We start from the raw sequence: 23896 nt of genomic DNA, 5'->3' as shown, positions 1-23896 counted from the left end.
CGCAATCGAGAAACAACGATAGCATATAGGATTGATTCGCTAGCTCAGCAGGTAGAGCACAACACTTTTAATGTTGGGGTCTTGGGTTCGAGCCCCAAGCGGATCACTCAGAAAATCAAGCGATTATCTCAAAAAGATAGTCGCTTTTTTTCGTAAATGGGTCAGACTTTGTCCGTCCTGAATCTTTTCAAAACAGGTACGGTAAGCGGGAAGGCAAGGATAAATGAGCAGAAATCTGATACGGCCTGACACATTTCTACTCCTTGAAGGCCTAAGAAATATGGAAGTATTATTATCAGTGGAATGAAGAATAATCCTTGTCTCGCTGAAGACAATATAAGCGCTCTGGCTGGTATTCTTATAGTCTGGAGCATCATGTTGCATAGAATTACCCAGGCTCCCAAAGGCAATGTTATGAGCTGCCAGCGTAAAGCTCTTGCTCCGATTGCTATTACCTCGGCATCGTCTTTACGGAACCATGACACGATTTCAGGGGCAAATATATATCCTATTATAGCGCAGACGGTAAGGAAAATTACCCCGGTTTTTACACTATAATAAAATCCTTCACGTACTCTTCTGTAGAGTCCGGCTCCATAGTTGAATCCGCATACAGGCTGGAAACCCTGGCCGAAGCCTATGACGAATGAGTTTATGAACATACATATACGTGTAACTATTGACATTCCTGCGATAGCCGCGTCTCCGTATGCTCCTGCTGCTACGTTTAGCATTATAGTGGAAAGACTCACCAACCCTTGTCGGCTCAGCGAAGGAATGCCGCCGTATGTTATTTCCTTAAGATATGAGAATGTCGGTGTGAAATTCTTGAATTTGATTTTTATGTTTGTTCCTTTGCTGTCCATGTATATCAGCACGAGGAAGCTGCAGAACTGGCTGATGATGGTTGATAATGCCGCACCTGAAACACCCATGTCGAAAACAAATATCAGTAGGGGGTCGAGTCCTATATTTATTATGGCACCAATGATAATACCTATCATTGCATATACGGCATTCCCCTGGAAACGCATTTGGTTGTTAAGTACAAGCGAAGATGCCATAAAAGGGGCTCCAAGCAGTATTATTCCCAAATAATTTTCGGCGTAAGGCAGGATGGTTTCTGTCGAACCTAATAATATACAGATTGGTGTGAGAAACAGATTGCCTATTATGGCAATGATTATACCGAACGAAAAAGCATAGAAGAATCCTGTGGATGCCATTTTTTCGGCGTTGTCATAGTCCTTTGCTCCAAGTTTGCGTGAAATATAATTTCCGGAGCCATGACCGAAAAAGAATCCAAAGGCCTGTATTATAGCCATTATGGAGAATGAAATTCCTACGGCAGCCGTTGATTGCGTGTTGATTTGTCCTACGAAGTAAGTGTCAGCCATTACATAAAATGATGTTACAAGCATGCTTATTATTGTAGGTATCGCAAGTGATGTTATAAGTCCCGGGATAGGCTTTGTAGTCATCATCTTATATTTGTCTTGTGCTGTCTTAATCATAAAAAGTTCGTTTTCGTAGGGTGAAGTTTGATTTCCTCAATGTGAAATTTCTTACAAAAATAGATGTTTTTTTTGTTTTTGTCCCTATTAATGAGCTATTTCGTCCATATTCATAAGATAAATTAATACACTATTAGTTCATTATTCTTCATATTTGAGTATCTTTGTGCCCAATAGTAAATAAAACAATTAGAAAAATATAAAATAAGTTAGAAAAATGGCACAGGAAGACGTTTTCAAGAAATTAGTTTCTCACTGTAAAGAGTATGGTTTTGTATTTCCGTCAAGTGAAATATATGATGGACTGGGAGCTGTATATGATTATGGACAGATGGGTGTGGAACTGAAAAACAATATCAAGCAGTATTGGTGGCAGAGTATGGTGCTTTTGCATGAAAATATCGTAGGTATAGATTCTGCAATCTTTATGCATCCTACTATCTGGAAGGCATCGGGACATGTTGATGCTTTCAATGACCCATTGATAGATAACCGTGACTCAAAGAAACGTTACCGTGCTGACGTTTTGATAGAAGAACAGATTGCCAAATACGAAGATAAAATTAACAAGGAAGTAGCTAAAGCCGCAAAGAAGTTTGGTGATGCTTTTGATGAAGCACAGTTCCGCAGTACTAACGGACGTGTACTTGAACATCAGGCTAAGCTTGACGCTTTGCACGAACGTTATGCTAAGGCGATGAATGCAAACGACTTGAACGAATTGCGTCAGATTATCCTTGACGAGGAAATCGTTTGTCCTATATCAGGTACAAAGAACTGGACTGAAGTTCGTCAGTTCAATCTTATGTTTACTACAGAAATGGGTTCTACTGCCGACGGAGCCATGAAGGTATATCTTCGTCCTGAAACAGCTCAGGGTATCTTTGTGAACTATCTTAACGTACAGAAGACTGGTCGTATGAAAATACCTTTCGGTATTGCACAGATTGGTAAGGCATTCCGTAACGAAATCGTTGCGCGTCAGTTCATTTTCCGTATGCGTGAATTCGAACAGATGGAAATGCAGTTCTTCGTTAAACCTGGTACAGAACTTGAATGGTTCAAGAAATGGAAAGAAACTCGCCTGAAATGGCATAAGGCTCTTGGTTTCGGTGACGACCATTACCGCTACCATGATCATGAAAAGTTGGCTCATTATGCTAATGCCGCAACAGATATCGAGTTCCTGATGCCGTTCGGTTTCAAGGAAGTTGAAGGTATCCACAGCCGTACAAACTTCGACTTGAGCCAGCATGAGAAATATTCAGGCAAGAGCATCAAATACTTCGATCCTGAAATCAACGAAAGCTATACTCCGTTCGTTATCGAAACATCAATCGGTGTTGACCGTATGTTCCTTAGCATCATGAGTGCTTCGTATTGCGAAGAAAAACTTGAAAACGGCGAAACTCGTGTAGTATTGAAATTGCCTGCAGCTTTGGCTCCGGTTAAACTTGCTGTAATGCCGTTGGTTAAGAAAGACGGTCTGCCGGAAAAGGCGCGCGAAATCATGAATGACCTTAAGTTCCACTTCAACTGTCAGTACGACGAAAAAGACAGTATAGGTAAGCGTTACCGTCGTCAGGATGCTATCGGTACTCCATACTGTATTACAATCGACCACCAGACATTGGAAGACAATTGCGTTACATTGCGCAACCGTGATACAATGCAGCAGGAACGTGTCGCAATTTCAGAACTTAACAATATCATTGCTGATAAGGTTAGTATCACCAGCTTGTTGAAAACTCTACAATAATTTTTGCTTATGAATAATAGAATTTTTTTGCTCGTTGCTATTCTTTCTGCAATGACTATCGGATTTTCTTCTTGTGCCAAAGATACAGAAGTGGAAGACCCGTATGCCAATTGGAAAGAAAGAAATGAGTATTTTATTGATTCAATAGCAGATGTGGCTGATAATCCTCCTTCAGGAGAGATATGGCGTAAGTATGAGAACTACAAGATAAAGTTTGAGAATGAAATCAATAATCCGATACCATCCTATCAATATAAAGTGTCCGACTATGTGTACGTAAAATACGCAAACGCAGAGGATGTTTATGAAGGAACGGAACCGTTGATTAACTTTACGGATACAGTATCTGTCGCTTATCAGGGATTTCTTATTAATGATACTCGCTTTGATGGAAATTATTATGGAACCTTTAACAAGGAAGTCAATGATAACTTTACAGAATTCGATGTGTCAGACAATGGGTATATCGTAGGATGGACTACAGCTATGATTCATTTGAAACCTGAAACGTCTGATAAGGTAACTGTTTATATTCCATACCAGATGGGATATGGAGAAAGCGGTAGTGGTAGTACTATCAAGGGGTATTCAACCTTGATATATGAACTGTATATAGACGAGGTTATTCATCCTTACAATACCAATAATTCCGATAACTGAAATTATTGACCAGTGAATAACAAAAAAGCATCCTTAATGGTTATTACTGTTCGGGATGCTTTTTTGTTATAAACAAATTATTAGTTTGTTAGTTTTTAAGTTTATAAGTTAGTTGATGTGAACTTAAAACTCACAAACTTAAAAACTGATAAACTTAAAAACTTACATTTATGCCTTTAAATTTACCAGATAAACTTCCTGCTATTGACTTGCTGAAGGAAGAGAATATCTTCGTTATAGACAGCTCGAGAGCCACATCGCAGGATATTCGTCCGCTTAAGATTGTAATACTCAATCTTATGCCGTTGAAGATTACAACAGAGACTGACCTGATACGTCTCTTGTCGAACTCCCCGCTACAGATAGAAGTGAGCTTTATGAAGATAAAGAGTCATACATCCAAAAATACTCCGATAGAGCACATGAAAGCTTTCTATCGCGATTTTGAGGATATGCGTGACGAGAAATTTGACGGTATGATTATTACCGGAGCACCCGTAGAGCATCTTGAATTCGAGGAAGTGAACTACTGGGATGAAATTCAGGACATATTCAACTGGACTCGTACCCACGTCACTTCTACATTTTATATATGTTGGGCTGCCCAGGCAGGCTTGTATCATCATTATGGCATCCCTAAATATGCTCTCGACAAAAAAATGTTTGGAATATTCGAGCATCATATCTGTAAAGGATTCAGCCAGTTGCCTATATTCCGCGGCTTTGATGATGAGTTTTTTGTACCACACAGCCGTCATACAGAGGTGCGTCGTGAAGATATTGAGAAATGCCCGGAACTGGACATTATATCCGAGTCGGATGATTCCGGTGTACATATCGTGATGGCACGCGGAGGACGTGAATTCTATGTGACAGGACATTCCGAGTACTCACCGCTTACACTCGATGGAGAGTACCGTCGCGACCTGGGAAAAGGTTTGCCTATAGATATGCCTAAGAACTATTATCGCGACAACGACCCTGACAAGGGGCCTGTTGTGAGATGGCGCAGTACTGCGAATCTGCTTTTCTCAAACTGGCTCAACTATTATGTATATCAGGAAACTCCATACGATATTAATCAGATTAAATAATGATAAAACAACGTCCTATAGAACTTCTTGCCCCGGCAAAAAACCTGGAATGTGGGATAGAGGCAATCAATCATGGCGCTGATGCGGTTTATATCGGTGCCCCTCGTTTTGGCGCCCGTGCTGCCGCGGGGAATACGATTGAAGATATTAAGGCTTTGGTGGACTACGCCCATATTTATAATGTGCGTATTTACGTCACCGTAAATACCATATTGTATGATGAGGAATTGCCTGAGACAGAAAAAATGATATGGGAACTTTATCGTGCCGGTGTTGACGCGCTTATCATACAGGATATGGGTATCACGCGCCTGAACCTTCCACCTATAGCTCTGCATGGAAGTACACAGATGGATAACCGTACTCCGGAAAAGGTGAAATTCCTTTCGGATATAGGTTTCCGTCAGGTAGTGTTGGCACGTGAGCTTTCGCTTGAAGAAATTAAGAAGATACACGATACCTGTCCTGATACACTTCTTGAAGTGTTTGTTCATGGGGCTTTATGTGTGAGTTACAGCGGTCAGTGCTATGTAAGCCAAGCGTGTTACGGACGTAGCGCCAATCGTGGCGAATGTGCCCAGTTCTGCCGTCTTGCCTTCGATTTGGTGGATTCTAACGGGAGGATGATAGAGCAGAACAAACATCTTCTGTCTCTTAAAGATATGAATCAGAGTGACAATCTCGAATCTTTGCTCGATGCCGGAGCAACATCGCTGAAGATTGAAGGCCGTCTGAAGGACGTGTCGTATGTAAAGAACGTCACTGCATATTACCGTCAGAAGCTTGATGCCATATTCAAATATCGCAAAGAGTATGTCAGGGCATCGTCAGGTACGGTGAAGACTACATTCACTCCGCAGCTCGACAAGAGTTTCAGCCGCGGATTTACCGATTATTTCCTTCGCGGACGTAATCCGGGAATATTCTCGTTCAGCACTCCTAAATCGCTGGGTGAGGAGGTAGGTACGGTTAAGGAAATCAGAGGAAACTATTTCACTGTGGCAGGCGTGAAGTCGTTCAATAATGGCGACGGCCTTTGCTACATAGACGAGAACGGGCGTCTGCAGGGATTCAGGGTGAACCGTGTGGAAAACAACAAACTTTTCCCGCAGGATATGCCAAAGCTGAAACCAAAGATGCGTCTGTATCGTAACTTCGATCAGGAATTTGAAAAACAGATGCAGAAAAAATCGGCCGAGAGAAAAATTGCCGTTGATATATGTCTGGCTGAAAACAGCTTTGGATTTACATTGAGCCTTACTGACGAGGACGACAATAGTGTGTCTATCACGCTGCAGCGTGCGAAAGAACATGCACGTACTCCTCAGACAGACAATCTGAAGAACCAGTTGGGCAAGCTTGGTAATACTCCGTTTGAGGCAAAGAATATCAGTATAGATTTCTCTGATAACTGGTTTATCCCGTCTTCCGAATTGTCTGAACTCAGACGTAATGCTGTTGAGAAATTGCTTGAGGTGCGTAAGATAAACTATAACCGGGAGGTGTTCCGCATGAAGGAAAGCAAAGCTAAGTTCCCTGTCGGTACGCTTACATATTTAGGTAATGTGATGAACAGCTCTGCTGCCGAATTTTACAAGAACCACGGAGTACTGAAAGTAATGCCGGCATTCGAAAAGGAACCGCCTAAGGATGCTGTTCTGATGTTTTGCAAGCATTGTATCCGCTACAGTATGGGCTGGTGTCCGGTACATCACAAGGTACGTTCGCCTTTCCGCGAGCCTTATTATCTTGTAAGTTCCGATGGCAGACGTTTCCGATTGGAGTTTGACTGCAAGCAATGTCAGATGAAAGTTCTTTCAGATAATTCAGAACAAAAGTAATGATGCTAAATTGCGTAAAGAGTAATAACCTCGTGTTTTTTGGTGCCGACCATCGTCGGCAGCATTGCCCACTATAGTCAGCAGCTCTGCCCACTATAGTCGGCAGCATTGCCGACTGTAGTCAGCTCCAAGAAATGTATGTTTTTTTAGGAATTAAAGTAGTTAGAAGAAGTTATCGCCCGATATGCGGGCTTAGAAGTTAAAGGCCAAAAGACAGTTCTATCGGCGATTTCCTTTTTAATTTCTAACTAAGCGAGCAAAGTGATAACTTATATAACTTCTTAACTACCAGAGGAATATTAAATCCGGAACTTAAATTACTTCTCATCCAGCAGTCTGGAAGGAATATTCTTTTTCGGAGTAATACCAAGTTCCTTAAGCATTTCCGCCTGACGGATGAGATTCCCTTTTCCTTCCGAAAGCTGCGAGCGCGCATTGCCGTATGCCGTATTTGCAGTGTTTATCGCATCACCGATTTTTTCGAATGTCTCCGCAAATCCTGCCATCTTCTCATAGAGTGCAGTTCCGCGTTTCACTATCTCCTGGATATTCTTTTCCTGATACTCGCGTTTCCACAAGTCGAGAGCCAGTCTGAGAGCTGCAATCAGGTTTGTGGGACTCATCAGTACAACCTTTTTCTGATAAGCATAATTCCACAGATTGTTGTCCGCCTGAAGTGCCAGCACGTAAGCCGGTTCGTTGGGGATGAACATCATTACGAAGTCCAGCGCTGATACGTTGTATTTGGAATAGTCTTTCTTGCTCAGCTCGTCTATATGAGCCTTTACCGAGCGCAGATGCTCTTTCAGATACTGTTCTTTCTCTGTCTTGTCGTCTGTTACTATATATCCGGCGTATGCTGTGAGCGATACTTTGGAGTCGATTATTACGTGTCGGTTATCCGGATAGACTACTATCACATCCGGCTGAAGTCGCTGTCCCTGCTCGTTTTTCAGATACTCGCCGTTCTCGTCTTTCAGGAACTCCTGACGGAAATATTCCTCGCCTTCGTGCAGACCGGAGTTTTCAAGTATCGTTTCCAGTATCATTTCGCCCCAGTTGCCCTGCATCTTCGAGTCACCTTTCAGGGCCTTTGTCAGGTTGTTGGCGTCATCGCTTATCTGTTTGTTCAGCAGGACGAGTTCCTTTATTCTGTCCTCGAGTGAGAAACGTTGTTTCGATTCCTTTTCATATACCTCTGCCACCTGATGCTTGAACTCGTTCAGATTGTCGCCGAAAGGTTTTAGCAGACTGCTGAGGCTTTCGGCGCTCAGTTTGTTGAACGTCTCAGTCTTCTGTTGGAAAATCTTGTTGGCTATGTTCTCGAACTCAAGATTGAACTGCTTGTGCATAGCTGCAATCTCTTCCTTCTGATTTTCCAGCTTCTCTGCCATATTACGGTTCTCTGCTTTCAGAGATGCCGAAACCGTGTAAGCCTCGTTCAGCAGACGTGCGTTCTCGTCCAGCTTGTCCTGCAGTTTCTGTATGTTTTGTCTCAGATTTTCTGCTTGTTGGGCTGCTTTGGTCTGTTCGTTCCTTAACAACTCGGCTGAATGTTCCTGCTGCATTTTCAGTTGCGATTGCAGTACACCCGATTTTCTTGCAGAAATCAGGTGACCAATAATGATTCCCAAGATGCAGCCTACTATTGTTCCTATTATTATATATATTGTCATTTTTTAGAACCTATAGAATTTATTGAAGTTATAGAAGTTAAAGAATAAGGTAGTAAAATAATCTTAACTTCTTTAACTCCTTAACTTCTTTAACTCCTTTAACTCCAGTTATTATTACATTCCTCCTTGTCCTCCGGTAGAAGAGCCTTGAGAGCTGCTTCCGCCTGATTTCACATCATCATTGTTGATGGTACGACTCGTTTTCTTTACTTGAGTTTTCAGTTCGCCGAACCTCCAGCTTATGCTGAGGGCATAACCTAAGTTATAGTATTTGTTTTTGTTCCATGAGCGGAATGTATCAGTAAGTGTATTGCTTTCGTAAGTATTGTATTTATTGAAAATGTTGTTCGCGGACAGCGAAATGCTCAATCTCTTTTCTTTCAGGAACGAGCGTGTCAGTCCCAGACCGTAATAGTAATATGACGAGCCTTTTCCCTGCAGAGTTATGTATGGCGTACTTCCACCTCCGTAAACACTAAGGCGTAGGTCCCACGGAAGAGTCTGCTGTATGTTCCCGAATACGTTCCCGTTGAAACCGGAATTTTTGGTATCAAGAATATCGCTGCTGTAGTCCGAGTAAGAGCCGGATGCGTTTATTGATATTCTTGTCTTGTTTCCAGGATTCCAGTTCATCCACAACGACAGGCGGGTGATTTGTTTCTTTCCGGCATTCTCGTAGGTATTATTCAGGATACCGTCTTCCATGAAGGAATAGCTTTCTATACCGTTGTTAGTGAACGTATAGTTCAGGTTTGCGTTTACACTGAATTTGGCAGTGAATGAGCTGAAAGTCAATCCAATGATATGTGCCTTTTCTGTATCCAGATCCGGATTACCGTAGCTTACCGATGTCGGGTTACTTTCGTCGCGGAATGGGTTAAGATACCATATACCCGGACGGTTGATACGCATGTTGTAGTTCGCTTTCAGGGTGGATGTCGTGCCAAGCATATACGACATGTTCACTGTAGGAACAACGTCATCGAAACCGGCATTGAAGTTGCGTTCAGGCTGAAGGTCGTATTTCACATCCATAAACGTATGTTCGTATCTCACGCCTGCCTTGAAACCGAATTTCTTCAGTTTCAGCTGATAGTCGGCGTATGTTGCGACGATGCTTTGTCCCTGGTCGAATATGCTTGACATGTTATTGTCCTGAAGCATCGAGCCGTCACTTTGCTGGATGAAATATTTGCTGTCGCTCGCGTTCAGACGATAGATGTATTTCATACCGGCGTCAATATAGTGCTTGTCGTTTATCGGGTTTACGTAGTCTATCTGTCCTGTATGTTCCGCAGTGTGTGCGTCATTGTCGAAATACTGGTTCTCCAGAGAGAAAGGAACATTTTCCATATCCATATATTCTGTAGTAGATTCGCTGTTGTTTGGAGAATCATTGTACTTATACGATATGGTGAGATATTCGCCTTTGGTCTTGAATGAGTGCTGATAGTCGAAGTTAATGCCTACATTACCGAAACCGCTTGTCGATTTGTTCAGTGTATTGTATCGGTATGTCATCTCTTCCATATTGTTCAGCATACGGTTTTCTGAATTGCTGTTTGTCTTGAACTTGCCTCCGAACATATTGGCTGAGAATGTTATCAGGTTCAATGTGTCAATCTCATAACTTCCTTCCAGATTACCGAACTGGAAATTACCGTTGCTTTTCGAAGAACCTTCACTGTTTAGATATTTGTTTGTGTCCGATGTATAGTCTTCGCGTCCGGAACTGAAGTAACTGCGTGGCTGTGTGCTGTAGTTGTACGAATAGTTGCCTGATACGGTAAACTTTCCCACCTGTACAGTACCGTAGCCATAGCCGGAAAAGCCTTGATTGCTTGCCCTGCCACCGAGTGTGACATTATATCCCTGCATCTTGGTGTCAGTGGTAATGATATTCAGAATACCTCCGATACCTTCGGCATCGTATTTAGCTCCGGGTTCGGTTATAACCTCAATCGACTTGATGCTGTTTGCAGGCAGGCTTCTCAACACCTCTTTCGGATTATTGCTCATCAGAGTGTTGGGCTTTCCGTTTACGTGTACCTTGAAGCTGCTTGAACCGTTCACCTGTATGTTGTCCTCGCCGTCAACTGTCACGAGAGGTACTTTCTTGAGCATCTCCAGTGTGGTGTTTGTCTTTGAGTCCGGGTCGTCCTCCATGCTGTAGGTTATCTTGTCTATTTCAGCTTTCACGAGAGGTTTCTGTGCCACCACTTCCACTCCCTTGAGCATTTCCGTTGCCTCGGAAGTGAAAATCGTTCCGAGGTCAACAGATTTCTTGCTTGTACTTAATGTAAAGTTTCTTTTTACGGTATTCTTTCCTACCGATGAGAGAGTTATTACGTAGTCCCCCGGCTCGGACAGTTTCTCGTTGAAACGTCCTTTTTCGTCGGTGACTGAAAGTTTTACTTTTTCTTCAGGATTTGCCGCACTTGAGATTCTCACTGTGGCGTATGGCTCGCTTTCGTTAAGAAGTGAGTCAACTAAGGTTCCTTTTACAGAATATATTCCACTTTGCTTTTGTGCGAATGCAGTAGCTGTGGTAAGGCATATGAGGATACATATAAATCCTCTAAAGACATTTGATGACATTTTATTTTGATTTTATTTTCTTGATACTTTAGAAGCTCCACTTGTTGACACGTCAGATTTGGCTGTGCCGCCGAATGAAAGTTTAGATGCTCCCGACACATTTCCTGTAATATTCTTGTTGCATATTATTTCAGCCTTGCTGGCGCCGCTTATGTCGATATCCGCATAATCGGTATTCAGATTTTCCGATGATAATTTCGATGCTCCGCTTACACTTATCTCAGCATTCATGGCTTCACCTCCTATACTGGCAGATGATGCCCCGCTGACGCTGGCTTTAAGCGACTGGCAGTTTATATTTGCATTGAATTTCGATGCCCCCGACACTTCAATGTCAAGTTTTTCCGCCTCAATCTCTTTGTCGGAGCTGAATGATGAAGCCCCTTCTATTTCAATGTTTTCCAGTTCCTTGCTTGCCGGAACCAATGCGGTAACATTGAAAGGACTTTTAAAGCTTGAAGCGTAAATTTCAATATCGTCTTCATCGTAATTTACTTTTATTTTGGAAAGGATAGAAGAGTCGGCAATAATCTGAAGTTTGTCAATATCATGTCTGTACTCCACTTTTATAGCGCTTCTTACGCTTAATGATTTGTATGATGTATTCACATCGTATATTGAAGTAGCTTCATTTTTGCTTGTTGCGGTGCTAATCATGCAAGACGTGGCTGTAAGAGAAGTTACAGCACTGATAATTAGTATTGAAAGTTTGCTGTTTAGTTTCATGGTTTCCTTTGTTTTATATTATTGGTTTATAGTTCTTTTATTTGTTGTTATCTTTCAGGAATTGTTTGTAGAGAGCTGATATTTCCGGTCCGGATATACCAAGAATTCTCATCGTGCGGAACATTTCCGGCAGTTCCTCGTTCAGGAAGGTCTCTTTTCTGGACGAAAGAATTTTATCCTTTGCGCCTTCGCCTACGAAATACCCTATACCTCTTTTATTATATATTATTTCCATCCCCTGCAGATAGTCGTAAGTGCGCATCATTGTATTCGCGTTCACTTCCACCATTGCGGCATACTCCCTTACGGACGGTATTCGTTCTTCTTCCTTGTATGTGTCATGAAGAATTTCGTCCATAATTCTGTCTGCAATCTGCAAATATATTGATTTCGATTCCTTAAATTTCATCATGTGAACAGTTTTCTATCGGTGATTTGTGAATTTCTAAACAAATGATAACTCAGAGCCCAGTTAATAACTGCGAGAACAAGGAAGACGATGCTTATCGTAGTGAATAATGTCTGTGCTTTGATCCAGAATCTTTCATCTGTCAGGTCTATGGAAAAATACGACATTATGTTGATTAGATTTCCAAATATGTATGCGGCAATGACAAATAATGCCATCATTATTCCCCATGTTTTTACAAAAGGATGTTTTCTGAAATATGTACCTCCCAAAATATAGATTGAGTGGCTCCATAAACAGTTTGAAATGACAAACAGATAAGATATAATCTCGGCAGATTGTCTTTCTGTATATAATCCAGGGTTAATGCGTATTGTGTCGTCTAATGAAACTGACATTATATCAAACAGACAAAAGCGAGAAAACTCTTCCGGCGCATCGAACAGGGGGAGTAGAATGAGTCTGGTTAGTTCGGCAAGAAACAGTCCCACAAAAAATATTATCATAGAAGTAATACATACATATATCACCCTGCTTATGAACTTCTCTCCGATTGTTGCCGGGAGCATCATATACGAGATACGTTTGTTCTTCGTATTCATCACTTCCATTATTCTTGAGGCACATATCATAAGATAAAAGAATATTACGAATATCAGTATAGAATGAAAGGTATCGCAGAAACCTGCATATTGTGCTTCTCCTGTTTCACCTCTGTTACTTGATAATATGCCGTTCATTCCGAACAGGAAAGCCATAGCCGCACCTGTATAAACTCCTATAAGCCTGTACATGTTGGTTTTCCAATTCTCAATCATGTCGCGTTTCATTACCGCCATGAGTCTTGTAAAACTGAAATTTATATTTGTTGTCATAATTGTCCCTCCTTACTTATTTATTGAAAACTTCCTGTATCTTGCTTCTTTCGGTCAGCATGGCATTGAAAAGTACTTCCAGATTCATAGGGCTTTCCTCACCGAATCTGTTTTCCATAATGATGCTGTTGCCTTGTACAGATGGTTGAATGAACAGTGCCCCGTCGGTAGGCTCGTTCATGCTTTGTTCGCAGAAGTATAACTTGTCTGTAATTTCCTTTACCGATTTGTTCAGCAGTACATCAGTATCGTCTATTATTGTTATGTGATCCAGCAACCTGTCTATATCCCTTACCTGATGGGTAGAGATTATGATAGTCTTTTCGTCTGTCATTCCCGACGCTATAACCTTTCTGAACTGGCTTTTCGACGGAATGTCCAGTCCGTTTGTAGGTTCGTCCATGAGCAGGAGAGAAGTGTTTGTGGCAAGAGCGAAGCACATATACGCTTTCTTCTTCTGTCCCATGGAGAGTTCGCCGAGGTTGATATCCATTCCGAGGTCAAAATCGTTGAGGCAAGTGCTTAGAGTTTCGTTGCTGAAATTAGGATAGAAACCGCTGTTCAGCTTTACGAACTGTTTAATAGACAAGTTAGGCAGGTCGAATTCCTCAGGAACCAGATAAATGTCCGACAGAGTCTGCGGAAGACGTCTTCTGATGTCTATACCTTTTATGGTTACATTCCCGTGAGAAGGCTTGAGCAATCCGCAGATGATATACAGCAGAGTAGATTTACCTGTTCCGTTCTTTCCGAGCAGGCCTACTATTTTCCCTTTTTCTATTTCGAGGTTGAAATCATTGAACACCTGTTTGTTTTTCCCGTATCCAAAGGTGAGATGTTCGGCTTTAATCATTGATGTGTCCATAATTATATTGTTTTAGTGTATTAGTTGATTAGTACACTGCAAATGTATGCTTTAAATTTTATAAAACAAGACTACCAATATCATGTTTAGATATTATTAACAAACTGAGCGAAATATTGTTATTTAAAATGACCTGTTGTTTAAATTTGAATGACAGTACATTTGAAATCAAATACGGCCGTAATTTTTTTATTTATCAGAGTTATAGAACTTTTCGTTTGGAACTGTATTTTTTATTGTTTTTATGTTGTGTATTGTACACTTATTCGTATATTTGCCACCATTGAAAGTTAACTGTATAAATAATTGAAAGACATGAGTAAATTGTATCTTTTAGGATTAATGCTAATGGCTTCTGTAAGTGCAGAAGCGAGTTTGCCTCAAAAAGTAAAAACATTCCCTGTCGATGAAGTGAGACTGACATCCGGCGTATTTAAGCATGCCGAAGATTTGGATATTAGTTATCTGATGGGGTTGAATCCAGACAGACTCCTTGCTCCTTATATGAAGGAAGCAGGTTTGAAGCCTAATGCTGAGAATTATCCAAACTGGGAAAATACTGGACTCGACGGTCATATTGGCGGTCATTATCTTTCTGCGTTGTCATACATGTATGCGGCTACGGGTGATGAAGAAATAGGTAGAAGACTTGATTATTTCCTTTCTGAATTAAAACGCTGTCAGGATGCCTCCGGCAACGGTTACTTATGTGGAGTTCCTGCAGGAAAAGCTATATGGAAGGAAATTAAGGAAGGAAAGATTGACGCTAATCCTTTCGGATTGAACAATAGGTGGGTTCCGCTTTATAATATTCATAAGACTTATGCCGGTTTGAGAGATGCTTATCTGGTAGGCGGTAAGGAAGAAGCGAAAGACATGTTGATAGGTCTTACAGACTGGATGATGAATGTCGTTTCCGGACTTACTGATGAACAGATACAAGATATGTTGAGAAGTGAGCACGGAGGTCTGAATGAAATTTTTGCCGATGTATATGCTATTACAGGCGATGAAAAGTATCTTGACCTGGCAAAACGTTTTTCTCATAGGTTTGTGCTTAATCCGCTTGTCGAAAAGAAAGATGTGCTTACCGGAATGCATGCAAATACACAGATACCTAAAGTGATAGGTTTCAAAAGAATTGCAGATCTGGAAGGCAATCAGGACTGGAGTGATGCTTCGGAGTTCTTCTGGAATACAGTAGTGAACAACAGAAGTGTGTCAATAGGTGGAAACAGTGTAAGGGAACATTTTCATAAGTCGGAAGATTTTTCAAGTATGATGACAAGCGAGCAGGGCCCTGAGACATGTAATACATATAATATGCTACGACTGACAAAAATGCTTTACCAGACATCTGGAAACGCTGATTATATGGATTATTATGAACGTGCCTTGTATAATCATATATTGTCAACTCAGAACCCTGTCCAGGGAGGATTGGTCTATTTTACTCCAATGCGTTCCGGACATTACAGAGTATATTCTCAACCTCAGAACAGTTTCTGGTGTTGTGTGGGTTCTGGTATGGAAAACCATGCGAGATATGGTGAGATGATATATGCGTCGCATGATAATGAGCTTATTGTAAATATGTTTATACCTTCAGTACTTGACTGGAAGGAAGAAGGAATCAAGTTTGTACAGGAAACGGCTTTTCCTGAGAAGGAAAATACTAAAATCAGAATTGAAACTGGAAAGGCAAAGAAGATGAAAATCAGTTTCCGTTGTCCGGAGTGGGTTAATAAGGAAAAGGTATATTTCCTGATTAACGGCGAAAAAGCTGAGGCTTCACTTAATGATGATTATTATACAATAGAAAGAAAATGGAAGAATGGTGATACTGTTGAGATGGCTTTGCCCATGGAGTTGCGTGCTGTTCAGCTTCCTGATCATTCTGCATATTATTCGTTTATGTACGGACCTGTTGTTCTTGCAGCCGATTTGGGTAAGGAGAGACTTGACGGACAGTTTGCTGATGAAAGCAGGGGTGGACATATCGCTTCAGGTCCACAGTTCCCGTTGCAGAATATGCCTGTCATAGTTGGTGAAGAAAAAGACCTTCTTGCAAATTTGAAAAAAGTAAGTGCTGACAAGCTTGAGTTCAGTTTGTCCGGTACATATCCTTCAAGTTATGATGGAATGATATTGAAACCATTCTATAAAACTCATGAATGCAGATATATGATTTATTGGGAACTTGTTTCTAAAGACGAGTTGAAACAAAGACAGGACGAACTTGCACGACTTGAAGCAGAGCGTGTAAGACTACAGAATATCACAGCCGATATAGTTGCATGTGGAGAGCAACAGCCTGAGAGTGATCATTTTATACAAATGGAGAACTCTGTGATAGGTAGTGAGCAGGGTACACCGTGGCGTGAAACCAAAGGATGGTTCTCTTATAAGATGAAGTCTAACGGTAAACCGGTTAATGCGGTGATGATTAATTCTTTTGCAGACGGTTCAAGAGATGCTGAACTGTACGTGAACGGTCTTAAGGTAGGCGATATAAATGGAGGCAGCGCTTTGCAGACGTTGAAGTTGCCAAAAGAATTGCTTAAGGCTTCCGAATGGGAGGTGAAGATTGTTCGAGGAAAATCGGATGTGACTCCAAGATTCTGTTCAATAAGGATGATATTTGAATAATATAAAAAAACGGACTAATGTTATTTAGTCCGTTTTTTTTATATCTTTATATTCTGTTATCTGCTCCCCACATCATTTTTTCTCTTAGTGTATTGAAAAATGTGTGGTTACAGCGTTTTACTATCTTTATATAGTGATAGGCTCTTTTTATTATCAGTCGCGCTTCTTCATGACAACTTTCACTCCTGCCGTCAACCGCTATCAGAAAATTATGGCTGCGGCTTTCTACTTCAAGCGCTATTTCCCAATCGTCGCGTAATACTATCGGTCTTACATTAAGGCTGTGAGGCGCTACGGCTGTAATGCTTATCGTACCGCTTTGTGGTACCATTATCGGGCCACCTACGCTTAATGAGTATCCTGTGGAACCTGTAGGCGTTGCCACAATCAAACCGTCGGCCTGATAAATGTTAAGCAGTTCGTTGTTTACGTAAGCTTTGATAGTTATCATAGACGAGCTGTCTCTTTTTAGAACAGCTATTTCGTTCAGAGCGTAAGGATTTCCTTTCAGTATATTGTTTTCGCATGTCAGCTTCAATACCCGTCTTGGCTCGGCAATAAATTTGCCTTGATATATCTCATCGAAAGTCTCTTCCATTTCATCAGGTGAAATGGCTGCAAGAAATCCGAGACGTCCGGTGTTTATTCCTAAAATTGGTATTTCTTTTTCACCTACACGGCTTGCTGCTTTCAGGAAAGTTCCGTCACCTCCTATACTTAATGCCATATCGGCCGTGAAATTGTTTCTGTCGAAAATCTCCAGGTCGCTCAGGTCGGTTTGAGTATGTATCCTTAGGAATTCATAGAATTCATGGCTTATACATATATCAGCGTTTTTTTTACGCAGAATTTTAAGTAAGTGAGTGATATGTGCCGATTTGTGCTCCTGATATGTATTCCCGAAAATTGCAAATTTCATGTCCTTTTGTATAAAGTGTAGCTTGTTATCAATCTTTTTTAACCTGCATGTTGGTTGGTTTATAATAAAACCTGCTAACTTTGCATTCTGTTATGCAAAGATATAAAAATCATCAATTATGACCAAACTAAGTGTAAATATAAACAAAATAGCTACTTTGCGTAATGCCCGTGGAGGCAATAACCCCGACGTTGAAAAGGTTGCACTTGACTGCGAGGCGTTTGGAGCCGAAGGCATTACAGTTCATCCACGACCGGACGAGAGACATATAAAATATCGTGATGTGTATGCTCTTCGTCCTCTCTTAAGAACGGAATTTAATATTGAGGGATATCCTTCAGCTGATTTTATAGATATGGTGATGAAGGTCAAGCCACATCAGGTTACATTAGTACCTGACGCACCTGACCAGATAACATCAAATTCAGGATGGGACACGAAAGCCAACCTTGATTTCCTTACTGAACTTATGGACAAGTTTGGAGGCGCCGGTATCAGAACTTCCATATTTGTAGGTACTGATACAGAGATGATAGAATATGCTGCGCGTGCCGGGGCTGACAGAGTTGAGCTTTATACAGAACCATACGCAAGTGGTTACAGAAAGAATCCGGAAGAGGCTGTCGCGCCATTCGTTGAGGCTGCCCGTGTGGTCAGAAAATTGGGAATGGGACTGAATGCCGGACATGATCTGAGTCTGGAAAACTTAGCCTTTTTCCATCGTAATATTCCATGGCTTGATGAAGTTTCTATTGGGCATGCGCTTATTTGTGATGCTTTGTATTTGGGATTGAAAAAAACTATTGAAGAATATAAGAAATGTCTGTTGTAAATAACAACTGATATTTAAGAATTAACATCTAACAATTAATAAACACATGTTTACATCAACTTTACTGGCAGCTGCACAGATTGCTGCCGACACAATGTCCGGAGCTAATCCGGTTCTTACTCCGGTGGTTCAGGGCGAGCCTGAAATGAATCTTTGGGATATGGCATGCAAGGGCGGATGGATTATGATTGTATTGGCTGTCATGTCTGTCATCGCTTTCTATATTTTCTTTGAACGTGCTTTCACTATCCGTCGTGCAGCTAAGGAAGACCCTCTGTTTATGGACAGGATACGCGATTATATACGTACGGGGGAGGTGAAATCGGCCATCAATTATTGCCGTATTGCGAATACTCCTTCTGCAAGAATGATTGAGAAGGGAATTTCGCGTATGGGACATCCTGTAGCCGATGTCCAGGCCGCAATAGAAAATACCGGAAATATTGAGGTGGCAAAGCTTGAGAACGGGTTGTCTATAATGGCTACAATATCGAGCGGTGCGCCTATGATAGGGTTTCTTGGTACTGTTACCGGTATGGTGCAAGCCTTCTGGAATATGGCGAATGCCGGCAATAATATTGATATCGCTTTGTTGTCCGGGGGGATATATGAAGCCATGATTACTACCGTAGGAGGCCTTGTGGTAGGTATCATCACTATGTTCGCCTATAATCATTTAGTCTATAGAATAGATAAGGTGGTCAGTCAGATGGAGGCACGAACTATGGCTTTTATGGATTTGTTGAACGAACCAAAGGAGAATTGATTTTATGGCGCTTAAAAGGAGACAAAGAGTATCGCCGGGATTCAGTATGTCGTCAATGACTGACCTGATATTCCTGTTGCTGATATTTTTTATGATTACTTCTACCATGGTTTCGCCCAATGCCATCAAGGTATTGCTTCCCCAGGGATCGCAACAGACTTCGGCAAAGCCAATGGTTAGGATTATTATAGACAAGAATTTGAATTATTACGGGGCTTTCGGCAATGAGGACGAGATGCTGCTGTTTATTGACGAGGTTGCGGGATTTCTACAGCAATGTGCTGAGAAAGAGCCCGAAATGTATGTGGCGCTTTATGCCGACGAGTCTGTGCCTTACAGAGAAATTGTAGGTGTACTGAACATTGCCAATGAGAATCATTTTAAAATGGTGCTTGCCACAAGAAGACCTGACAGGAAATGAAAAGAAGTAAAACGATAGGAATAGTAGGTACTATAGCTGTGCATGTGCTGGTGGTGGTTATGCTTCTGCTGCTTGATATGGCTATGCCTGAAAAGCAGGAAGAGGGTGGTGTGCCTGTCATGATGGGTGACACGGATATGGCGCAGGGCAATGGTGGACAATATACCATGACTGAAGTTGATGTCATGCCGAAGCCAGAACAGACTGTTACCAGCGAAAGTGTACCTGCTGCCGATGTACGACAACCTATGATAACCCAGCAGGATGAACCTTCGCTGGAGGTGAAGGAGGAAAAACCGCAGGAAAAGAAGAAGACCGAAACTGCTGTGAAAGTTACTCCTGACAAGGTCAATGAACAGAAAAAAGAATTGCCTAAGGAGAAAACAGAAGCCGAAAAACGTGCTGAAGCAGAAAAAGCGGCTGCCGAAGCGGCGGCAAACAAGATTGCCGGAGCTTTTGGAAAAGGAGCCCAGATGGGGAGCAAAGGTACGGCAGCAACAGGCGATGGTAATGAAGGTCGTCCGGACGGTAACAGTCAGACAGGCGGTATGGCCGGTATGGGCGGTTATGGAACTTTCGATCTGAACGGACGAAGCCTGGGACAAGGTGGATTGCCAGTGCCGGTATATAACGTTCAGGAAGAAGGACGTGTAGTGGTGACAATAGTGGTGAATCCTTCCGGTCAGGTAATAAGTACAAGTATCAACAAGCGTACAAATACCGTAAATCCTGTTCTTAGAAAGGCTGCCGAAGACGCTGCACGCAAAGCGCGCTTTAATGCTGTGGATGGTGTTGACAATCAGAGCGGTACTATTACATATTATTTCAGACTAAGATGATGAAATTCTTAATTATATAATTGAATATCATGAAACCAGTAATTTTTCTTGCAGAAGGATTTGAGGAATCCGAAGCATTGTTGCCATTGGATATTTTGCGCCGTGGCGGTATAGATGCCATAACTGTATCGGTGTCATCAGAAAGAATAGTTAAAAGCTCGCATGGCGTTTCTGTTGTGGCCGATGCTGTCATTGATGAGATTTCTGCCGGTGATGTGCAGATGATAATCCTGCCGGGAGGACTGCCTGGAGCTACTAATCTCGACGCTTGTGAAGCTTTGGATAAGTTGATAATGACATTTGCGGCAGAGGCAAAACCTCTTGCGGCCATATGCGCGGCTCCGATGGTATATGGAAAACGTGGCTTGCTGAAAGGCAGGAAGGCTACCTGTTATCCGGGATTTGACAAATATCTTGAAGGAGCCGAATATACAGGCAATATGGTAGAAACGGTTGATAACTTCATTCTTGGCAAGGGGCCTGCGGCTGCCGCTGAATTTGGTTTTGCCATCCTTGAAAAACTTGCCGGAGCCGTGAAAGCTGCCGAAGTAAGAAAAGGTATGCTGTACGCATGATGAAGCGATACGTTATCATTGTGGCTGGTGGAAAAGGATTGCGGATGGGCGGTAGTCTGCCTAAGCAATTCATTCCTCTTGCCGGCAAGCCTGTGTTGATGCACACTCTGGAGAAGTTTTATTCTTTCTCTAATGATATAAACATAATATTGGTGCTTCCGCATGATCATCAGGAATTCTGGAAGAAATTGTGCGATGAGCATTCTTTCAGTGTTCCTCATTGTATTGCCGATGGCGGTGAGACCCGTTTCCATTCTGTGAGGAACGGACTTTCTCTTGTTGATACAGACGATTCTGTGGTTGCTGTGCATGATGGGGTACGTCCGTTCGTCTCCTATGATGTGATAGGCCGTTGTTTTGATATGGCGGCCGGCGGTAAGGCTGTTGTGCCTGTAGTCGATGTGGTGGAGACATTGAGAAAAGTAGGGCAAGACGGACTCAGTGTTACTGTGCCACGAAGTTCTTATCGTCTTGTACAGACTCCCCAGGTTTTTCCTGCCTCTATGCTGAGGAAGGCATATTCGTGCGAATACCGTACGGATTTTACTGACGACGCGTCTGTAGTTGAAGCTATGGGGCGCAAAATTGATTTGGCCGAAGGCAATAGGGAAAATATTAAGATTACTACTCCTTTTGATATGATTGTTGCTAAGGCTATGCTTTGAATATGTTGTCTCTGTCCTCACGCGATGTCAAGTTCCTCCCCGGTGTAGGGCCGCACAGGGCGGAAATTCTGGAGAAGGAATTGGGTATCCGTTCCTTCAGGGACATGCTGTATCATTTCCCGTATAAATATGTGGACAGAAGCCGTATATACCGTGTGGGGGAAATTGACGGTTCTATGCCGTACATACAGCTGAAAGGTCAGATTTTGAGCTTCGAGACCTTTGGTGAGGGACGCCAACGCAGGCTGGTGGCACATTTCTCGGATGGTACCGGAGTGGCGGACCTTGTATGGTTTCAGGGAATAAAGTTCATTGCCGGGAAATATAAGTGTCATGAGGAATATATCGTATTCGGCAGGCCTACAGTGTTCGGCGGACGCATAAACATCGCTCATCCGGATATTGATCCGGCCGACAGAATGTCTCTCTCGTCAATGGGGCTGAGACCGTACTATAACACCACAGAGAAGATGAAACGCATGAATTTCTCATCGAGCGCGGTGGAGAAACTCATGGAGAATCTTTTTCATGTCATTGATGGTGAGACTCTGGAAGAAACGCTTAGTCCCGCTATCCTTGCTTCTCATGGGCTTATGTCGCTGTCCGAAGCGTTGCTGAATGTGCATTTCCCGAAAAATCCTGAGCTTCTCAGAAAAGCCCGATACAGGCTGAAGTTTGAGGAATTGTTCTATATACAGCTTAATATCCTGAGATATTCGCGCGAGAGAAGAAACCGCTTCGGTGGTATTGTCTTTGGTAAGATAGGCGACAAATTCAACACTTTCTATTCCGAATATCTTCCTTTCAGCCTTACCGGGGCACAAAAGAGGGTGATACGCGAGATGCGTCGCGATATGGGTAGCGGACGTCAGATGAACCGTCTGCTGCAGGGCGACGTGGGAAGCGGAAAGACTCTTGTGGCTCTGATGGCTATGCTTATAGCTCTTGATAACGGTTATCAGGCATGCATGATGGCTCCTACTGAAATTCTTGCCTCGCAGCATTATGAGACATTGTGCCGTTTCCTTGGTGGGATGGATGTCAGGGTGGAATTGCTTACCGGCTCTGTGAGAGGCAGGAAAAGGGAGGAGATACTCGAAGGGTTGGTAGCGGGAGAGGTGCATATCCTTGTGGGTACTCATGCGGTGATTGAGGATAATGTTGTCTTTGCCTCTTTAGGCTTGGCTGTAATTGACGAGCAGCATCGTTTTGGCGTGGAGCAGAGGGCGAGGTTGTGGGCAAAGAACAGGATTTTGCCTCATGTCTTGGTGATGACTGCCACTCCGATTCCGCGTACATTAGCCATGACATTGTACGGCGACCTTGATGTGTCGGTCATAGACGAATTGCCGCCTGGAAGGAAGCCTGTAACTACGGTTCACAGGTTTGACAGTATGCGCGCGTCAATGTATGAGTTCGTGCGCGGCCAGATACGGATGGGACGTCAGGCATATATAGTTTATCCTCTCATAGAGGAAAGCGAGAAAATGGATATCAAAAACCTTGAGGACGGTTATAAGATTGTTTGCGAAGTATTTCCTGAATATAAGATAAGTAAGGTACACGGCAAGATGAAACCGTCGGAAAAGGATGCGGAGATGCGACGTTTTGCCCAATGTGACACTCAGATTATGGTAGCCACAACTGTAATCGAGGTCGGTGTGAACGTGCCTAACGCTTCTGTGATGGTTATCGAGAATGCCGAACGTTTCGGGTTGTCTCAGCTTCATCAGTTACGGGGCAGGGTTGGGCGTGGCGCGGACCAGTCATACTGTATTTTGATGACCGGATACAAACTGTCGGAGGAAACAAGAAAGAGAATACAGATAATGGTTGATACTAATGATGGCTTCGAAATCGCCGAGGCTGATATGAAGTTGCGCGGTCCTGGGGATATTGAGGGAACGCAGCAGAGCGGAGTGGCTTTTGATCTGAAAATTGCCGATCTGGCACGCGACGGACAGTTGCTGCAGTACGTGCGTGAGGTGGCCGGGAAACTGATTGACGATGATCCGCAGGCGGTCAGACCGGAGAATGCCGTGGTGTGGCGTCAACTGGCGGAAATAAGGAAACGTAATGTGGACTGGTCGGCTATATCTTGACTTTTTAGCGCTATATATTATAATGTAACATATAGTAAACTTTTTGTTACATAATTTCAGCCTATGTAACCTCTCATAAACCTTTGGTATCATTTGGTTAAATATTTCCCC

General features: G+C 42.5%; 20 protein-coding genes and 1 tRNA gene. 13 read left to right on the top strand and 8 right to left on the bottom strand.

The genetic code is table 11. The annotated features are described in order from the left end of the window. Positions 1-33: 33 nt before the first annotated feature. Positions 34-106 (top strand) — tRNA-Lys (locus H6A27_RS09710). 55 nt (positions 107-161) lie between these two features. On the opposite strand, the gene H6A27_RS09705 is transcribed toward H6A27_RS09710, so the two are convergent. Then, a complete protein-coding gene (locus tag H6A27_RS09705) occupies positions 162-1514 on the bottom strand; it encodes an MATE family efflux transporter (protein ID WP_204508537.1) in 1353 nt (450 codons plus the stop codon). Between the two features lie 217 nt (positions 1515-1731). Here H6A27_RS09705 and H6A27_RS09700 point away from each other — a divergent pair, with 217 nt between their 5' ends. The 4 genes from H6A27_RS09700 (at position 1732) to H6A27_RS09685 (ending at position 6868) form a co-directional block, all read left to right on the top strand. After that, positions 1732-3273: a glycine--tRNA ligase gene (locus H6A27_RS09700; protein ID WP_204508536.1), complete on the top strand. Its 1542-nt coding sequence runs from the start codon at positions 1732-1734 to the stop codon at positions 3271-3273. 9 nt (positions 3274-3282) lie between these two features. Further along, a complete protein-coding gene (locus tag H6A27_RS09695; protein WP_204402729.1) occupies positions 3283-3933 on the top strand; it encodes a BamJ family beta-barrel-assembly machinery protein in 651 nt (216 codons plus the stop codon). A gap of 170 nt (positions 3934-4103) precedes the next feature. Then, positions 4104-5027 (top strand): homoserine O-acetyltransferase MetA, encoded by a 924-nt coding sequence (gene metA, locus H6A27_RS09690; protein WP_204402727.1) that lies wholly within the window; start codon positions 4104-4106, stop codon positions 5025-5027. Continuing rightward, complete coding sequence (locus H6A27_RS09685; RefSeq protein WP_204402725.1) at positions 5027-6868, top strand: peptidase U32 family protein; 1842 nt, start codon at positions 5027-5029, stop codon at positions 6866-6868. The genes metA and H6A27_RS09685 overlap by 1 nt, the downstream gene beginning before the upstream one ends. Before the next feature lie 317 nt (positions 6869-7185). Here H6A27_RS09685 and H6A27_RS09680 read toward each other — a convergent pair whose 3' ends face one another. The 6 genes from H6A27_RS09680 to H6A27_RS09655 all read right to left on the bottom strand — a co-directional run bounded on the left by H6A27_RS09680 (position 7186) and on the right by H6A27_RS09655 (position 14005). Next, positions 7186-8544, bottom strand: a complete 1359-nt coding sequence (locus tag H6A27_RS09680; protein WP_204402723.1) for a DNA recombination protein RmuC — start codon at positions 8542-8544, stop codon at positions 7186-7188. A 114-nt stretch (positions 8545-8658) separates the two neighbouring features. After that, positions 8659-11142: a TonB-dependent receptor gene (locus tag H6A27_RS09675; RefSeq protein ID WP_204508535.1), complete on the bottom strand. Its 2484-nt coding sequence runs from the start codon at positions 11140-11142 to the stop codon at positions 8659-8661. A 12-nt stretch (positions 11143-11154) separates the two neighbouring features. Then, positions 11155-11868 carry a GIN domain-containing protein gene (locus H6A27_RS09670; protein ID WP_204508534.1) on the bottom strand — a complete coding sequence of 238 codons (714 nt, stop codon included), beginning with the start codon at positions 11866-11868 and terminating at the stop codon, positions 11155-11157. Between the two features lie 37 nt (positions 11869-11905). Beyond that, positions 11906-12277 carry a GntR family transcriptional regulator gene (locus H6A27_RS09665; RefSeq protein WP_204508539.1) on the bottom strand — a complete coding sequence of 124 codons (372 nt, stop codon included), beginning with the start codon at positions 12275-12277 and terminating at the stop codon, positions 11906-11908. Next, positions 12277-13152 (bottom strand): hypothetical protein, encoded by an 876-nt coding sequence (locus tag H6A27_RS09660; RefSeq protein ID WP_204508533.1) that lies wholly within the window; start codon positions 13150-13152, stop codon positions 12277-12279. Before H6A27_RS09660 ends, H6A27_RS09665 begins: the two co-directional genes overlap by 1 nt. Positions 13153-13168: 16 nt before the next feature. Next, positions 13169-14005, bottom strand: coding sequence for an ABC transporter ATP-binding protein (locus tag H6A27_RS09655; RefSeq protein ID WP_204402747.1), 837 nt, complete (start codon positions 14003-14005; stop codon positions 13169-13171). A 327-nt stretch (positions 14006-14332) separates the two neighbouring features. Here H6A27_RS09655 and H6A27_RS09650 point away from each other — a divergent pair, with 327 nt between their 5' ends. After that, the gene (locus tag H6A27_RS09650; protein WP_204508532.1) at positions 14333-16666 is read left to right on the top strand and encodes a glycoside hydrolase family 127 protein; all 2334 of its coding nucleotides are present in this window, start codon (positions 14333-14335) and stop codon (positions 16664-16666) included. A gap of 46 nt (positions 16667-16712) precedes the next feature. On the opposite strand, the gene H6A27_RS09645 is transcribed toward H6A27_RS09650, so the two are convergent. Then, the gene (locus tag H6A27_RS09645; protein WP_204402713.1) at positions 16713-17585 is read right to left on the bottom strand and encodes an NAD kinase; all 873 of its coding nucleotides are present in this window, start codon (positions 17583-17585) and stop codon (positions 16713-16715) included. 118 nt (positions 17586-17703) lie between these two features. Between H6A27_RS09645 and H6A27_RS09640 the strand changes: the two genes are divergently transcribed. Genes H6A27_RS09640 through recG form a run of 7 tightly spaced genes read left to right on the top strand, consistent with a single transcriptional unit; the run spans position 17704 to position 23785 of the window. Next, positions 17704-18417: a pyridoxine 5'-phosphate synthase gene (locus tag H6A27_RS09640; RefSeq protein WP_204402711.1), complete on the top strand. Its 714-nt coding sequence runs from the start codon at positions 17704-17706 to the stop codon at positions 18415-18417. 46 nt (positions 18418-18463) lie between these two features. Continuing rightward, positions 18464-19183 carry a MotA/TolQ/ExbB proton channel family protein gene (locus H6A27_RS09635; protein ID WP_204402709.1) on the top strand — a complete coding sequence of 240 codons (720 nt, stop codon included), beginning with the start codon at positions 18464-18466 and terminating at the stop codon, positions 19181-19183. A gap of 4 nt (positions 19184-19187) precedes the next feature. After that, positions 19188-19604: an ExbD/TolR family protein gene (locus H6A27_RS09630; RefSeq protein ID WP_204508531.1), complete on the top strand. Its 417-nt coding sequence runs from the start codon at positions 19188-19190 to the stop codon at positions 19602-19604. Then, positions 19601-20443, top strand: a complete 843-nt coding sequence (locus H6A27_RS09625; protein WP_204402705.1) for an energy transducer TonB family protein — start codon at positions 19601-19603, stop codon at positions 20441-20443. Before H6A27_RS09630 ends, H6A27_RS09625 begins: the two co-directional genes overlap by 4 nt. 29 nt (positions 20444-20472) lie before the next feature. After that, positions 20473-21018 carry a DJ-1 family glyoxalase III gene (locus H6A27_RS09620; protein ID WP_204402703.1) on the top strand — a complete coding sequence of 182 codons (546 nt, stop codon included), beginning with the start codon at positions 20473-20475 and terminating at the stop codon, positions 21016-21018. Continuing rightward, positions 21018-21683, top strand: coding sequence for a 2-C-methyl-D-erythritol 4-phosphate cytidylyltransferase (locus tag H6A27_RS09615; RefSeq protein ID WP_204402746.1), 666 nt, complete (start codon positions 21018-21020; stop codon positions 21681-21683). Before H6A27_RS09620 ends, H6A27_RS09615 begins: the two co-directional genes overlap by 1 nt. Before the next feature lie 2 nt (positions 21684-21685). Beyond that, entirely contained in the window at positions 21686-23785 is a 2100-nt protein-coding gene (recG, locus tag H6A27_RS09610; protein WP_204402701.1) for an ATP-dependent DNA helicase RecG, read from the top strand. Positions 23786-23896 lie beyond the last annotated feature (111 nt).

The sequence above is a fragment of the Bacteroides caecigallinarum genome, from assembly GCF_016902295.1.
GTDB classification, from domain to species: Bacteria; Bacteroidota; Bacteroidia; order Bacteroidales; family Bacteroidaceae; genus Phocaeicola; species Phocaeicola caecigallinarum_A.
Note: the sequence above shows the minus strand (reverse complement) of the source record. Positions and strands in the feature narration are given on the sequence as shown.